This window comes from Pseudomonas sp. LTR0, assembly GCF_036630035.1.
Lineage (GTDB): Bacteria > Pseudomonadota > Gammaproteobacteria > Pseudomonadales > Pseudomonadaceae > Aquipseudomonas > Aquipseudomonas putida_Y.
In genome coordinates this window covers 5,013,267-5,028,284 of the sequence record NZ_CP123734.1, presented here as the reverse complement: position 1 = coordinate 5,028,284, position 15,018 = coordinate 5,013,267, and the positions used below count along the sequence as shown (strand labels likewise).

The 15,018-nt window shown below is 62.3% G+C and carries 13 protein-coding genes and 1 riboswitch; of the genes, 6 read left to right on the top strand and 7 right to left on the bottom strand.

Annotated elements, in window-relative coordinates:
- Positions 1-18: 18 nt before the first annotated feature.
- The gene (ahcY, locus tag QCL51_RS23010; protein WP_021783768.1) at positions 19-1,428 is read right to left on the bottom strand and encodes an adenosylhomocysteinase; all 1,410 of its coding nucleotides are present in this window, start codon (positions 1,426-1,428) and stop codon (positions 19-21) included.
- Positions 1,429-1,448: 20 nt separating this feature from the next.
- A riboswitch (S-adenosyl-L-homocysteine riboswitch) is annotated at positions 1,449-1,545 on the bottom strand.
- 178 nt (positions 1,546-1,723) lie between these two features.
- Between ahcY and QCL51_RS23005 the strand changes: the two genes are divergently transcribed.
- Positions 1,724-2,125 carry a hotdog domain-containing protein gene (locus QCL51_RS23005; protein ID WP_021783769.1) on the top strand — a complete coding sequence of 134 codons (402 nt, stop codon included), beginning with the start codon at positions 1,724-1,726 and terminating at the stop codon, positions 2,123-2,125.
- 111 nt (positions 2,126-2,236) lie between these two features.
- Here the strand turns inward: QCL51_RS23005 and QCL51_RS23000 are convergent, their stop codons facing one another.
- Positions 2,237-3,472: a sodium:proton antiporter gene (locus QCL51_RS23000; protein ID WP_135192825.1), complete on the bottom strand. Its 1,236-nt coding sequence runs from the start codon at positions 3,470-3,472 to the stop codon at positions 2,237-2,239.
- A 192-nt stretch (positions 3,473-3,664) separates the two neighbouring features.
- Between QCL51_RS23000 and QCL51_RS22995 the strand changes: the two genes are divergently transcribed.
- Positions 3,665-4,498 (top strand): EamA family transporter, encoded by an 834-nt coding sequence (locus QCL51_RS22995; RefSeq protein WP_084850243.1) that lies wholly within the window; start codon positions 3,665-3,667, stop codon positions 4,496-4,498.
- 28 nt (positions 4,499-4,526) lie between these two features.
- The gene (locus tag QCL51_RS22990; RefSeq protein WP_338444330.1) at positions 4,527-4,913 is read left to right on the top strand and encodes an MAPEG family protein; all 387 of its coding nucleotides are present in this window, start codon (positions 4,527-4,529) and stop codon (positions 4,911-4,913) included.
- A gap of 110 nt (positions 4,914-5,023) precedes the next feature.
- Here QCL51_RS22990 and QCL51_RS22985 read toward each other — a convergent pair whose 3' ends face one another.
- A complete protein-coding gene (locus QCL51_RS22985) occupies positions 5,024-6,175 on the bottom strand; it encodes a murein transglycosylase A (protein WP_021783773.1) in 1,152 nt (383 codons plus the stop codon).
- Between the two features lie 119 nt (positions 6,176-6,294).
- Between QCL51_RS22985 and QCL51_RS22980 the strand changes: the two genes are divergently transcribed.
- Entirely contained in the window at positions 6,295-6,753 is a 459-nt protein-coding gene (locus tag QCL51_RS22980) for a cytochrome c (protein WP_021783774.1), read from the top strand.
- A 125-nt stretch (positions 6,754-6,878) separates the two neighbouring features.
- Here QCL51_RS22980 and QCL51_RS22975 read toward each other — a convergent pair whose 3' ends face one another.
- The 4 genes from QCL51_RS22975 to QCL51_RS22960 all read right to left on the bottom strand — a co-directional run bounded on the left by QCL51_RS22975 (position 6,879) and on the right by QCL51_RS22960 (position 11,544).
- Positions 6,879-7,271 (bottom strand): DUF1090 domain-containing protein, encoded by a 393-nt coding sequence (locus tag QCL51_RS22975; protein ID WP_084850245.1) that lies wholly within the window; start codon positions 7,269-7,271, stop codon positions 6,879-6,881.
- Between the two features lie 132 nt (positions 7,272-7,403).
- Entirely contained in the window at positions 7,404-9,104 is a 1,701-nt protein-coding gene (gene ligB / locus QCL51_RS22970; RefSeq protein ID WP_338444327.1) for an NAD-dependent DNA ligase LigB, read from the bottom strand.
- Positions 9,105-9,342: 238 nt separating this feature from the next.
- On the bottom strand, positions 9,343-10,533 hold the full coding sequence (gene metK / locus QCL51_RS22965) for a methionine adenosyltransferase (protein WP_003249375.1): 1,191 nt from the start codon (positions 10,531-10,533) through the stop codon (positions 9,343-9,345).
- Positions 10,534-10,551: 18 nt separating this feature from the next.
- Positions 10,552-11,544 carry a metalloregulator ArsR/SmtB family transcription factor gene (locus tag QCL51_RS22960; protein ID WP_338444324.1) on the bottom strand — a complete coding sequence of 331 codons (993 nt, stop codon included), beginning with the start codon at positions 11,542-11,544 and terminating at the stop codon, positions 10,552-10,554.
- Between the two features lie 252 nt (positions 11,545-11,796).
- Here QCL51_RS22960 and tkt point away from each other — a divergent pair, with 252 nt between their 5' ends.
- On the top strand, positions 11,797-13,794 hold the full coding sequence (gene tkt, locus QCL51_RS22955) for a transketolase (RefSeq protein WP_338444322.1): 1,998 nt from the start codon (positions 11,797-11,799) through the stop codon (positions 13,792-13,794).
- A 151-nt stretch (positions 13,795-13,945) separates the two neighbouring features.
- Positions 13,946-15,007 carry an erythrose-4-phosphate dehydrogenase gene (gene epd, locus QCL51_RS22950; protein WP_021783779.1) on the top strand — a complete coding sequence of 354 codons (1,062 nt, stop codon included), beginning with the start codon at positions 13,946-13,948 and terminating at the stop codon, positions 15,005-15,007.
- Positions 15,008-15,018: the final 11 nt, after the last annotated feature.

Below are 15,018 nucleotides of genomic sequence, written 5' to 3'. Positions count from 1 at the left end.
CAGCTCAAGGCTTGCCGCTTAGTAGCGGTAGGCGTGCGGCTTGAACGGGCCTTCGACGGTCACGCCGATGTAGTCGGCTTGCTGCTTGGTCAGCTGGGTGACCACGCCGCCGAAGCCGCGGACCATTTCCAGGGCCACTTCTTCGTCGAGTTTCTTCGGCAGCACTTCAACGGTCAGGCGCTCGGCTTTCTTTTCTGCCGGCAGGTCAGCGAACTTCTGCTCGAACAGGAAGATCTGTGCCAGAACCTGGTTGGCGAACGAACCGTCCATGATGCGGCTTGGGTGGCCAGTGGCGTTGCCCAGGTTGACCAGGCGGCCTTCGGCCAGCAGGATCAGGTAGTCGTCGTTCTGCGGGTCGAAGCTGCCAGCGCCGGTACGGTGGATCTTGTGAACCTGCGGCTTGACCTCTTCCCAGGCCCAGTTCTTACGCATGAAGGCGGTGTCGATCTCGTTGTCGAAGTGGCCGATGTTGCAGACCACGGCACGCTTTTTCAGGGCCTTGAGCATGTTGGCGTCGCAGACGTTGACGTTACCGGTGGTGGTCACGATCAGGTCGATCTTGCCCAGCAGAGCCTTGTCGATGCTGGCTTCGGTGCCGTCGTTGATACCGTCGATGAACGGCGAGACCAGCTCGAAGCCGTCCATGCAGGCCTGCATGGCGCAGATCGGGTCAATTTCGGAGACCTTGACGATCATGCCTTCCTGACGCAGGGACTGGGCCGAGCCCTTGCCCACGTCACCGTAGCCGATCACCAGGGCCTGCTTGCCCGACAGCAGGTGGTCGGTACCACGCTTGATGGCGTCGTTCAGGCTGTGACGGCAGCCGTACTTGTTGTCGTTCTTGCTCTTGGTGACCGAGTCGTTGACGTTGATCGCCGGGACTTTCAGCTCGCCCTTGGCCAGCATGTCCAGCAGGCGGTGGACGCCGGTGGTGGTCTCTTCGGTTACGCCGTGCACACGGTCCAGTACCTGCGGGTACTTCTTGTGCAGCAGTTCGGTCAGGTCACCACCGTCGTCGAGGATCATGTTGGCGTCCCATGGCTGGCCATCTTTCAGGATGGTCTGCTCCAGGCACCACTCGTACTCTTCTTCGGTTTCGCCTTTCCAGGCGAACACCGGGATACCGGCGGCGGCGATCGAGGCAGCGGCCTGGTCTTGAGTCGAGAAGATGTTGCAGGATGACCAGCGCACTTCGGCACCCAGGGCAACCAGGGTTTCGATCAGCACGGCGGTCTGGATGGTCATGTGGATGCAGCCCAGGATCTTCGCACCCTTGAGCGGTTGCTCGGCCAGGTACTTGCGACGCAGGCCCATCAGCGCAGGCATTTCCGATTCGGCAATGATGGTTTCGCGACGGCCCCAGGCGGCCAGGGAGATGTCGGCGACTTTGTAATCGGTAAAACCAGCAGGCATGTTTGCAGCGCTCATGAGAGCCTCCATTCGTAATGTGCGAATGGGCGCCGTTGTGCGTTAAGCGCTCGCGGGAGCGAGCAACGCCCCATCCGAGCCTGACAGGCCTAGCCTGCTGCAGCGCCCCTCGGACAGGTGGCGGGCATGGCACCGCTGTGGGCAACCATGTAAAACGGCGCAGATTATAGCTGCCCCCGCCGGCTTGCCCAAGGTTTTCCGTCGATTAATCGCGACGATAGTCGATGTTCAATGGAGCGAAGGCAGCCGCTCTGCCATCATTGCTACACGTTAGCCAAGCAGGTCAGGAGTACAGATGAACTTTCACACCCGCAAGTGGGTTAAACCCGAAGACCTCAACCCCAATGGCACCCTGTTCGGTGGCAGCCTGCTGCGCTGGATCGATGAAGAGGCGGCGATCTACGCCATCGTCCAGCTGGGCAACCAGCGTGTGGTGACCAAGTACATGTCGGAAATCAACTTCGTCAGTGCTTCGCGTCAGGGCGATATCATCGAGCTGGGCATCACCGCTACCGCGTTCGGCCGCACCTCGATCACCCTCAAGTGCGAAGTGCGTAACAAGATCACCCGCAAGAGCATTCTGACTGTCGACAAGATGGTGTTCGTCAACCTGGGTGAAGACGGCCAGCCGGCGGCCCATGGGCGCACCGAGATCAAGTATGTGCAGGACCAGTTCCCGGATTCGGCAGTCGAATAGACCCTGGTTGCCATTGCCGGCCCTTCGCGGGTAAACCCGCTCCTACAGGGGTACGCGATCCTGTAGGAGCGGGTTTACCCGCGAATGGGCCGCAAAGCGGCCCCGGCATTCTCAAGGCTGGGCGCTGACCTTGCGCACCACCCGGCCAATGCTCAACCCCTGCACCAGAATCGACGACAACACCACGATGTAGGTGATCGACAGCAGCAGGTCCCGTTCCTCGCCCAGCGGTAGCGACAGCGCAAGTGCCACCGACACCCCGCCACGCAGGCCTCCCCAGGTCAGTACCCGCACCGTGCCTTTGGGCACCGGACGCCAGCGCCGCAGCAGCACGATCGCCGGGGCCACCGTCAGCAGGCGCGACAGCAGCACTGCCAGCGCCAGCACGCCGCCGGCCGCCAGGTGCATCCAGTTGAACGGCAGCAGCAACAGCTCCAGACCGATCAATGCGAACAGCAGGGCATTGAGCATGTCATCGATCAGCTCCCAAAAACCGTCCATGTAACGGCGTGTCATGTCATTCATCGCCAGGTTGCGCCCCAGGTTGCCGATGATCAGGCCGGCCACCACCATGGCGATCGGCGCCGACACATGCAGCTCGTAGCACATCGCCGAGCCACCGATTACCAGTGCCAGGGTCAGCATGACTTCCACCTGGTACTGCTCGACGCTCTTGATCATGCGGTAGGTGGCATAGCCGATCAGGCCACCGAACACCACACCGCCAATGGCCTCGCGGGCGAACAGGATTGCCGTGTCGGTCATGCTCGGTGTTTCACCCAGCCGGATGATGCCCAGCAACACGGTGAATACCACGACTGCCGTGCCGTCGTTGAATAGTGACTCGCCAACGATGGTGGTTTTAAGCGGTTTTGGCGCATTGGCAGTCCGCAGCGCACCGAGCACGGCAATCGGGTCGGTCGGTGAGATCAATGCACCGAACAACAGGCAGTAGATCAGTGGCACCTGCCAGCCGAACAGGGCAAACACCCAATGCGACAGGTAGCCGATGACCACGGTGGCGATCAGCACGCCCAAGGTAGCCAGCAGGCCAATGGGCCAGCGATAGCTGCGCAGATCACTGAGGTTGACGTGCAGGGCGCCGGCAAACAGCAGGAACGCCAGCATCCAGTGCATGAGCAGGTCGTTGAAATCGATCTGGTTCATCAGCCCTTCGACGCGTTCTTCCAGGCCAGGGAAGCCGACAAGGCTCAGACCCTGCAGCAACAAGGAAAACAGCAGCGCCGTGACCATCACGCCGATAGCGGGGGGCAAGCCGATGAAACGGTAATTGACATAGGTAAGAAGGGTGGTGAGGCAAATAAACGCGGCAACGAGTTCAAGCATCCTGAATCCTGTAACAGTGGCTTCCAAGTCTTATCCCGAATGGCTCGGGCAGTTCTTTGATGACCTGGCTCGGGGTTCGGGGCACAGGGTTTGACCAAATTCCTTTGAGACGTTCCCGAACAAGAGGCGCGCAGCGGCGCCTGGGAACGCTATATATTCAACCTCCAAAAAACCTCACAAGGATTACAAGGCGTGTTGGCAACATCTCTGGTGCTGGTTGCCGCCCTGCTGCATGCAACCTGGAATACCTTGATCAAATTCAGCGGCGAGCGCTTGCTGGTAATTGCCAGCATGGACACGGTAGCGCTGGCCTTCGCGGTGCTGGCGGTGCCCTTCGTCGATGTTCCGCCTGCTGAAGTCTGGCCCTGGCTGGTAGCCTCGGCACTGGCTGAGCAGTTGTACCGCTATCTGCTGATCCAGGCCTACCGCGTAGGCGACCTGGGGCTGGTCTATCCTCTGATGCGCGGGCTGTCACCGCTGGTGGTGCTGGGGCTGACCCTGGCCTTTGCCGGGGAATCGCTGAGCCAGCAGCAGATCATCGGTATCCTGTTGATCCCCTGTGGCATGGCCTGCCTGTTGTGGCAGGGCGGGGGTGGTGACCGGCTGCCTTGGTCGATGTTGCCGGTGGTTGCCTTGATTGGCCTGTGCATTGGTTGCTACACCTGGTTCGACGGCCAGGCCGTGCGCCTGTGGGGCAAGCCGTGGGATTACCTGGTGTGGCTGACCCTGCTCAGCGCCTGGCAATTTCCGTTGTTGGCGGGCGTAGCGCGGCGGGCGCCATTCGTTCTGTTCTGGCGAACCCAGTGGCGCCTTGGGTTGGCGGTAGGGTTCTGCGTATTGTTCAGCTATGCCCTGGTGCTGTGGGCCATGCACCTGGGGTCAGTGGCCGAGGCGGCGGCACTGCGGGAGTTGAGCGTGATCCTGGTGGTGCTGCTGGGTATGCGCTACCTCAAAGAACCTTTTGGCGGGCCGAGACTCCTAGCTTGCGGGCTGGTGTTGGCCGGCATGCTGGTAATGAAGCTTTGACCTGAAGACTGAACAAGGAGTCCTGTCCATGACTGTTGCCCTGTGGTGCATCCTGATTGCGTTGCTGTTGAACCCGCTTTGTGCCTTGATCGCCAAGGCGAGCAGTGGCCGCTTCGGCCTCAAGGACAATCACGATCCGCGAGCCTTCCTCGATACCTTGTCGGGCCTGCCACGGCGTGCCCATGCTGCGCAGCAGAATGGCTACGAAGCGTTTCCGGCATTTGCTGCGGCGGTGCTTGTGGCGGATATCGTCGGCAATGCAGAGCAGGTGACCCAGGACGTACTGGGGGTGATGTATATCACCAGCCGCTTGCTTTACATCATCTGCTACCTGGCCGACTGGGCTGCCTTGCGATCGCTGATGTGGCTTGCCAGCTTGGCACTGATCGTGTCGTTCTTCGTGGTTTCCATCTGAACCGAGTGGCCTTCTTCGCGGGCTTGCCCGCTCCCACAGGTACACCACAGTATTCAAGGGCTGTGGTGTACCTGTGGGAGCGGGCAAGCCCGCGAAGAATCCACCGCCGATCAAGGTACCTTAGGTACCTCAGGTAGCGGCTGGCCTTTAGGCCAGAGCATCCAGATCTGCCCCTGCTGCTTCATGTTCCCCGCCAGCTCGCCGGCTTCCGGCCCGGTGCCCCAGAACAGGTCGGCACGCACTTCGCCGGTAATCGCCCCGCCAGTGTCCTGCGCGCCAACCGGTCGTACCACCGGAGAGCCGTCCGGGCGTGTGGTAGACAGCCACAACAAGCTGCCCAATGGAATCACCTTGCGGTCGATGGCCACGCTGTAGCCGGCGGTAAGCGGCACGTTCAGCGAGCCGCGCGGGCCTTCGTTGCTGTCCGGGCGGGTGCTGAAGAATACGTAGCTGGGGTTGCTCGCCAGCAGTTCTGGTACGCGCTGCGGGTTGGCCTGGGCCCAGGCATGAATGGCGCCCATGCTCACGTCTTCTTTTTTCAGTTGGCCCTGTTCCACCAGCCAGCGGCCGATCGGCCGGTAGGGGTGGCCGTTCTGGTCGGCGTAGCCCAGGCGCAGTTGACGGCCGTCTTCCAGTTGCACCCGGCCAGAACCCTGGATCTGCAGGAATTGCAGGTCCATCGGATCGGTCAGCCAGGCCAGCACCGGTGCCTTGACGCCGTTACGGTTGATGACTTCGGCCGTGTCGTAGGGCTTGAGCACCCGACCATCAAGACGGCCGCGCAGGCGTTTGCCCTTCAGTTCGGGGTACACACTGGCCAGGTCGACCACGATCATGTCATCAGGGATGCCGTAAACCGCCACATGGTTGGTTGCCGAGGGGCTCAGGCTGCCCGGGTAGACCGGCTCGTAGTAGCCGGTAATCAGGCCGTTGGCATTGTTCTCTGCAGAGCGCAGGCCGTACACCTGCAGGTTCTGCTCAAGGAAGGTACGCACTTGGGCGGCGCTGGCTGTGGCGCTGCCGGCCGCTTCGCAGGTGGCTGCCCACACCGGGTCGCGCTTGAGCTTTTCGCAGCCGTTGCGCCAGGCATAAAAGCCGGCCAGCAGGTCTTCATCGCTGACGGCCGGCAAGTCTTTCCAAGTGGCCGGGGCATAGGTGGCGACAGCGTGCGGCTCGGGCTTGGCGCTCTCGCCGCCGTTGCAGCCGGCCAGCAAGGCTAGTACCGGCAGTGTCCAGGCCAGGTGGCGCAGGGCAGATTTCATGTGTGCATTCCTGTCATGAGCGAACATGAAGGTTCGCCCCTGTCTTTTATGTGGCTATTGGTGTTTGGCCCAGGGGCAGCGATACTGGCCGCCCATTTGCGTAGGCCGAAGTGAGCGTGATGTTGAAGCGATTGACCGTTGTTCTGCTGGCAGCACTTGCCCTGGGAGGGGCTTTGACTGGTTGTGACCGGGTTGACCCGAACTCGCCGCTGGGCAAACGCAAGGTGATCTTCAAGGACATGCTCAAGACCAGCGAAGACCTGGGCGGCATGCTGCGTGGCCGGTTGCCGTTTGACGGGGTTAAGTTTGCTGACGGTGCGCTGAAGTTGGACAGCCTGTCGCATCAGCCGTGGCAGCATTTTCCACAGGTGCGCGATGGTGGTGACAGTGCCGCCCGCGCCGAAGTGTGGGAGCGCCAGGCGCGGTTCCATGACCTGGCCCGGCAGCTTGAAGGCGTCACCGGCGAACTGGTTGATGTCACCCGCAATCAGCCACTGGATGCTGCGCAACTGAAGGCACCGATGGACAAGGTCGAGGCTGCGTGCAAGGCCTGTCATAGCGAATTTCGTAATCATTGAATGGCTGTGCAGGCCACATTGGGCCTTGTAGGAGTGGGCTTGCCCGCGAACATTGGCGAAGCCGGTGCCATGCCCCGCGTCGCACTCTTCGCGGGCAAGCCCGCTCCTACAATCACCGCGTCTGTTTAGCGGTCGAGGTCGTCGACTGCTTCCTGCAGCTCTTTACGCGACTCGGCCAGCTTGTCCTTGCGCTTGTTGATCTTCTCGGCGTCGCCTTTTTTCTCGGCCTTCTTCAAGTCCTTTTCCCGCTGCGCCACTTCATGACGCGCATCGAGCACCTTCTGCTCACGCTCTTTGCGCAGGCTGGCGTCGGTGCAGTTGTCCACACCGCGCAGGGCTTCTTCCAGCCCTGCAACCTGGTCGCTGTTGCCGTGGTCACGGGCAATTTTCAGCTGGTTCTCGATAGCGCTACGCTTGGCAGCGCAACCGGTCAGGCCCGGGTCCGGCTGGGCAGCTTGCACGCTGCCCGCAGCCAGACCCAGTGTTGCGAGCAGGAAAAGAGTCGAAATACGTTTCATGAAAAGCCTCTTGAACGGGGCGGGGCAGCAAAAGTTGGTGGAAATCCTGCCTTGGTTTTGCCCATTTAGAAACCCTTGGTGAGGTTTTCTGCCTGAGTCTCAGGTTTTTCCTACGCATTATTTGGTAAAAAATCATTGCTCAATGCGCTGGGGTGGGGGCAGGAACCCTTCTATGCCGGTTTCTGCCAGCTGTGCGGCAATGGCTTGCACCTCAGCGGCGGTGAAGAACTCCACAAGTTGGCGCGAGCGTTTTGCGCCGATGCCGGGCACGGTTTGCCATTGCCCGGCACTGCGTGAAGCCAGCTCTTGCCAGTTGCCAGTCAGTGGCAAATGCTTGCCAATGGGCACGCCAAGGGCGCGCAACCACTGATCGAACGGGCGTGAGCGGGCTTGGTCGAAACTGCCCAGCAACTGTGTTGCAGTGAGTCTGCTGATTCCGGGTGCCTGCTGCAGGCGCTCGGCATCGAGCTGCAGCCAATCGGTCATGGACGTTACCAGGCCTGCTTCGACCAGCCGACGCCATGTGCCGGGCCCGGTGCGCGGCAAGGCGAGGCCCTGTTTGCCGCCAAGCCAGGTGAGGCGGGCAATGAACTGCTCATCACAGCCCTCGCTGGCTTGCCAGCAGCTGTGGGCGTGATGCTGGTCGGGTGCTGGCGCGGTTATCGGTTGGCGCTCTACAGTGCGGTGCACGACGTGATCGAGCCGCGGAATGGTCAGCCCGGCGAGGCTGATGGCGACCTGATCGCCGGGCCGAATATCCAAGCTTTGCCAGCGCGCCAGTGACCCAAGGCTGACTTGGGTAATGCGCCGGTCATCGAGGGTAACGGGTTGCACTTGCAGAACGGGCGTGACCCTGCCAGTGCGGCCGACCCGAAAGCGCACGTCGCGTACTTCAGCCAAGGCTTGTGCATAAGGGTACTTCCAGGCCGCGATCCAGTAAGGTGCCTTGGCCTGCCAGCGCTCGGCCGGCGGCCGGTGGCCCTGGCGCAGGATCACCCCGTCGGTGGCGAAGGGCAGAGCAGAGCGGTACCAGTGTTCACGCCAGTGTGCTGCGTCCTCCAGCGTGTCGATGGCGATGCTGTAGCGCTGGCTGTCCGGGAACCCCAGTTGTGCCAGCTGGGTGAGGCGATCGGCCTGTTGCTCGGGGCCGTGCGGCCAGCCCCACACGAACAGGCCGATAGCGTTGCCTTGCGTACCGGTCAGTTGCTTGCGTGCGAGCAGCCCTGCCACGGTACCCCGGGCGTTGGCGCTGCCTGTCTTGGCTTGCACATGTTCGTCCAGGCGCAGATACAGTTCACCTTGCAAGTGCAGGTCGACCGCCTCAGGCAACTGCCGAGTGACAGCGCCGAGTTGTGCAATGTGTCGGCTCCAGTCATGGCCATGTACACCGTCCCCCCGGCTGGTCAGCTGTACCAATCGGCCCTGCTGGTAAGTGAGGGAAACTGCAACACCGTCGACCTTGGGCTGTACCCACACGCCGGTCTTGCCGGCCATCCATCGCGCCACGGCCTGGCGGTCTGCCAGCTTGTCGACGCCGGTATGCGGCACGGGGTGGGGGACCGGGCCGCGAGCACTGGCCAGGGGCGAGGGGCTGGTGCCAACTGCGAAGCACTGCTGCAGGTGATTCAGGCGCTCGCGGCTCTGGTCGTACAGTTCGTCGGCCACCAGGGCTATGCCTTGGCGATGATAGTGCTCGTCCCATCGGGCAAGCGTGGCGCGCAGTTGCGCAACTTCGGCCTTGGCCTGTTGCGGGGTCCAGTGTGGGCATGAGGCAGCCCTGGTCGGTGGGGCGTTCAGCGCAAATAGCAGTGCGAATAACAGCAGATACTGCATGGCCTGGCATCCTTGCATGGCGTGGAAGCGCTTAGCGTAGGCGGGTAACGGGGCGGTTGGTGTGTGCAGTTGTCAGGTGATATTTCGCAGGTGCTCGTCTTCAACCCCGGGCTAGGGCGAGAAATCAGCGCCGCGTGGGCGGCGGTCGATCTCACAGGCGATGAAAATGCCGTGACAGGTACAAAAAAGCCCCTGCCGGTCACTCGGCAGGGGCTTTCGTCCAGCGCTGCAGGAAAATTTACAGGCCGGCAGCGTCACGCAGCGACTGGGCGCGGTCGGTGCGCTCCCAGGTGAAGGTGGTGAAGGTGTCGTCGCCGACAGTCTTCTGCTGCGGGGTGCGGCCGAAGTGGCCGTAGGCAGCGGTTTCCTGATACATCGGGTGCAGCAGGTCGAGCATGGTGGTGATGGCGTACGGACGCAGGTCGAAGCACTCGCGCACCAGCTGGATGATCTTGTCGTCGGAGACCTTGCCGGTGCCGAAGGTGTTGATCGAGATGGACGTTGGCTGGGCCACGCCAATGGCGTACGACACCTGGATCTCGCAACGCTCGGCCAGGCCGGCGGCGACGATGTTCTTGGCCACGTAGCGGCCGGCGTAGGCGGCGGAACGGTCGACCTTGGACGGGTCCTTGCCGGAGAACGCGCCACCACCGTGGCGGGCCATGCCGCCGTAGGAGTCGACGATGATCTTGCGGCCGGTCAGGCCGCAGTCACCCACCGGGCCACCGATGATGAAGTTGCCGGTCGGGTTGATGTGGTACTGGGTGCCCTTGTGCAGCAGTTCGGCAGGCAGGGTGTGCTTGACGATCAGCTCCATCACGGCTTCCTGCAGGTCTTTCTGCGAAACCTCCGGGTTGTGCTGGGTCGACAGCACCACGGCGTCGATACCGACCACTTTGCCGTTCTCGTAGCGGCAGGTGACCTGCGACTTGGCATCCGGGCGCAGCCATGGCAGTAGGCCGGACTTGCGCGCCTCGGCCTGGCGTTCTACCAGACGGTGCGAGAAGCAGATCGGTGCAGGCATCAGGACTTCGGTTTCGTTGCTGGCATAGCCGAACATCAGGCCCTGGTCACCGGCGCCCTGGTCTTCCGGCTTGGAGCGGTCCACGCCCTGGGCGATGTCTACCGACTGTTTGCCGATGATGTTCATCACGGCGCAGGTGGCGCCGTCGAAGCCAACGTCGGAACTGTTGTAGCCGATGTCGATGATGACTTTGCGCACCAGGTCTTCCAGGTCGACCCAGGCCGACGTAGTGACTTCGCCGGCGATGATGGCGACACCGGTCTTGACCAGGGTTTCGCAGGCTACGCGGGCGTATTTGTCCTGGGCGATGATGGCATCAAGGACAGCGTCCGAAATCTGGTCGGCGATCTTGTCCGGATGCCCTTCGGACACGGACTCGGAGGTGAAAAGGGAGTATTCGCTCATCTCGAAGGTTCCTGAAATTTACCGATGGTGTATGTCGCCAGCCGTCCGCTGGAAATGGCGGACCTGGATCTGGAAACCGTTACGCAGGCCCACGTACAGGCTGTCCGCATGGGCCAGCCCGGCATCGTTGGCCCAGCGCGCCAGGTCGTCCTGTTCGAAGCCCAGCCAGAGGTCGCCGCAGGCTTCGCGCGCCCACCCCTGGTCATGGCTGCACAGTTCGGTGACCAGCAGGCTGCCGCCTGCCTTCACCCGTTTGGCCAGCTGGCGCAAGGCCAGGGCCGGGTCGCTGAAATGGTGCAGCACCATGTTCAGCACAACGCAGTCGGCGGCCACATCCGTTGCACCCAGTGCATCGGCCAACTGCAGGTTCACGTTGTCGAGCCCTTCGCGTTGGCACACCTGGCGCGCAAGCTCGAGCATGGTAGGGCTGTTGTCCAGGGCGGTGACCTGGGCGAAGCGCCGGGCCAGGTCGGGCAGGAAGCCGCCGTCGCCGGGGCCGACTTCCAGCGCGCTGGCGGCCGGGTCGAAATGCAGTTTGTCGAGCAGCGCCAGCAGGCTGTCGCGGTACTGCGGAAGGCCGGCGATCAGGTCCTGCTGGGCACGGAACTTCTCTTCCACGCGCAGGAAGAAGTCCTGGCTGGTGGCCGCCCGGCGCTGCTGGACATGGGCTATGCGGGCCTGCACATCGGGCGGCAGGGCCAGATCGTCGACTTCTTCGAGCAGCGCCGCGTGCAGCCGGCCACCCAGGCGCAGGCCATCGGGCAGGGCACGGCGGTAGAAGATGGCGTTGCCTTCGCGGCGGGTTGCCACGAGGTCGGCCTGCGCCAGCACCTTAAGGTGGTGGCTCATGCCCGACTGGCCGATGTCGAAGATCTGCGCCAGTTCCAGCACGCCGAACGAGTCGTTGGCCAGGGCGCGCAATACGTTCAGGCGCAACGCATCGCCACTGGCTTTGCACAGGGCGGCCAATGTTTCGCGTTGCTCGGGGATCGATTGCGCACGCAGATTCATGGGGCGGCAGTCTAGACAGGCATTGATGCCCGAGCAAGGCCAATATCAAAAAGTTTTGATATTGGCGATGAGCTGCAGGCCGAAAGCTTCAAGCAACAGGCTTTGGAGCGGTCCGAACCGTGCTCTGCCTCTTCACTTGCAGCTTAAAGCTTGCGCTTGGCGCTTAAATGTTTGCCCCAAGCCCCCCCAGTGGGCGAAAATGGCCGCCTTTTTTCGTGATACCACCTCTTCAAGCCCCCTAGGAGATCAGCGATGCCCAGCCGTCGTGAACGTGCCAACGCCATTCGTGCCCTCAGCATGGATGCCGTGCAAAAGGCCAACAGCGGCCACCCAGGTGCCCCGATGGGCATGGCGGATATCGCCGAAGTGCTTTGGCGCGACTACCTGAAGCACAACCCGAGCAACCCGAATTTCGCCGACCGTGACCGCTTCGTACTGTCCAACGGCCACGGTTCGATGCTGATCTACTCGCTGCTGCACCTGACCGGCTACGACGTCACCATCGATGACATCAAAGGCTTCCGCCAGCTGCACAGCCGCACCCCTGGCCATCCGGAATACGGCTACACCCCAGGCGTGGAAACCACCACCGGCCCGCTCGGCCAAGGGATCGCCAACGCCGTGGGCTTCGCCCTGGCCGAAAAAGTGCTGGCTGCCCAGTTCAACCGTGACGGCCACAACATCGTCGACCACAACACCTATGTGTTCCTCGGCGATGGCTGCATGATGGAAGGCATCTCCCATGAAGTCGCCTCGCTGGCAGGCACTCTGGGCCTGAACAAGCTGATCGCCTTCTACGATGACAATGGCATCTCCATCGACGGCGAAGTGCACGGCTGGTTCACCGACAACACCCCGGCGCGCTTCGAAGCCTACAACTGGCAGGTGATCCGCAACGTCGACGGCCACGATGCCGAAGAAATCAAGATGGCCATCGAGACCGCCCGCAAGAGCGATCGCCCGACCCTGATCTGCTGCAAGACCATCATTGGTTTCGGCTCGCCGAACAAGCAGGGCAAGGAAGATTGCCACGGTGCACCGCTGGGCAACGACGAAATCGCCTTGGCCCGTAAAGAACTGAACTGGAACTACGGCCCGTTCGAAATCCCTGCCGACATTTATGCCGAGTGGGATGCCAAGGCCGCTGGCGCCAAGGCCGAAGCCGAGTGGAACCAGCGTTTCGACGCCTACGCCAAGGCCTACCCGGAGCTGGCTGCCGAGTTCAAGCGCCGTGACAGCGGCGAGCTGCCGGCCGACTTCAGCGAGAAGGCCCAGGCCTACATCAACGAAGTGGCTGCCAAAGGCGAAACCATCGCCAGCCGCAAGGCCAGCCAGAACGCCCTGAACGCCTTTGGCCCGCTGCTGCCGGAGTTCCTCGGTGGTTCGGCGGACCTGGCCGGCTCCAACCTGACCCTGTGGAAAGGTTGCAAGGGCGTCGAAGCCAATGATGCCAGCGGCAACTACGTGTTCTACGGCGTGCGCGAGTTCGGCATGACCGCCATCATGAACGGCGTTGCCCTGCACGGTGGCCTGGTGCCTTACGGCGCGACCTTCCTGATGTTCATGGAATACGCCCGCAACGCCGTGCGCATGTCGGCCCTGATGAAGCAGCGCGTGATTCACGTGTACACCCACGACTCCATCGGTCTGGGCGAAGACGGCCCGACTCACCAGCCAATCGAGCAGCTGACCAGCCTGCGCAGCACGCCGAACCTGGACACCTGGCGCCCGGCCGACGCAGTGGAATCCGCCGTGTCCTGGAAAAACGCCCTGGAGCGCAAGGATGGCCCTTCGGCGCTTATCTTCTCGCGTCAGAACCTGCAGCACCAGGCGCGCGATGCCCAGCAGATCGCCGACATCAGCCGTGGTGGCTATGTGCTCAAGGACTGCACCGGCGAGCCGGAGCTGATCCTGATCGCCACCGGTTCCGAAGTGGGCCTGGCTGTTCAGGCCTTCGACAAGCTGACCGAGCAAGGCCGCAAGGTGCGTGTGGTTTCCATGCCGTGCACCAGCGTGTTCGATGCCCAGGACGCAGCCTACAAGCAGTCCGTGCTGCCGCTGGAAGTCGGTGCGCGCATCGCCATCGAAGCTGCCCACGCCGACTTCTGGTACAAGTACGTTGGCCTGGAAGGTCGTATCATCGGCATGACCACTTACGGTGAGTCGGCGCCGGCTTCGGCACTGTTCGAAGAGTTCGGTTTCACCCTGGAGAACATCCTCGGTACAGCCGAAGAGCTGCTGGAAGACTGATTTAAAGATCTGCGGGCGGTGTCGCCCTCATTCGCGGGCAAGCCCGCTCCCACAGAGGTTGCATGAAACCCTGTGGGAGCGGGCTTGCCCGCGAATGCCACACCGCAAATTCCGCAGGCTGACGACAAACGAACTGTCTCGTGAGCCCCGAATGCCCCACCTGCGTCCCTACAAAGTTGCACTCAACGGTTATGGCCGTATCGGCCGCTGTGTCCTGCGCGCGCTGTTCGAGCGGGGGGCAAAGGCCGGTTTCGAGATCGTCGCGCTGAACGATCTGGCCGATCAGGCCAGCCTGGAATACCTGACACGCTTCGACTCCACCCACGGGCGTTTTCCCGGCGAGGTCAAGGTCGACGGCGACTGTCTGCATATCAATGGCGACTGCGTGAAGGTTATGCGCAGTGCCACCCCCGAAGGCATCGACTGGGCTGCGCTGGGCATCGACCTGGTGCTGGAGTGTTCCGGTGCCTATAACACCCGTGCCGATGGCCAGCGTTTTCTCGACGCCGGTGCGCCAAGGGTGCTGTTCTCGCAGCCCATGGCCAGTGAGGCCGACGTTGACGCCACGGTGGTCTACGGCATCAACCAGGCCTGCCTTACCGGCAGCGAGCGCCTGGTGTCCAACGCTTCGTGCACCACCAATTGCGGTGTGCCGCTGCTGCGTGTGCTGGATCAGGCGTTCGGCATCGAATATGTGCAGATCACCACCATCCACTCGGCGATGAACGACCAGCCGGTGATCGATGCCTATCACCACGAAGACCTGCGCCGCACGCGTTCGGCCTTCCAGTCGGTGATTCCCGTGTCCACTGGCCTGGCGCGTGGCATCGAGCGCCTGCTTCCGGAACTTGCCGGGCGAATCCAGGCCAAAGCGGTACGTGTACCGACCGTCAACGTCTCGTGCCTGGACATCACTCTGCAGACCGCCCGCGACACCACTGCGGCCGAAGTCAACCGAGTGCTGCGCGAGGCCGCGCTGGACGGCCCGCTTAAAGGCTTGCTGGCCTACACCGAGTTGCCGCACGCCAGCTGTGATTTCAACCACGACCCGCATTCTGCGATCGTCGATGCCAGCCAGACTCGTGTTTCCGGCCCCCGCCTGGTAAACCTGCTGGCCTGGTTCGACAACGAATGGGGTTTTGCCAACCGTATGCTCGACGTTGCCGAACACTTTTTGCACGTCGTTCACCCAACCCGCAACAAACAGCCCTGAAGGACTGCATT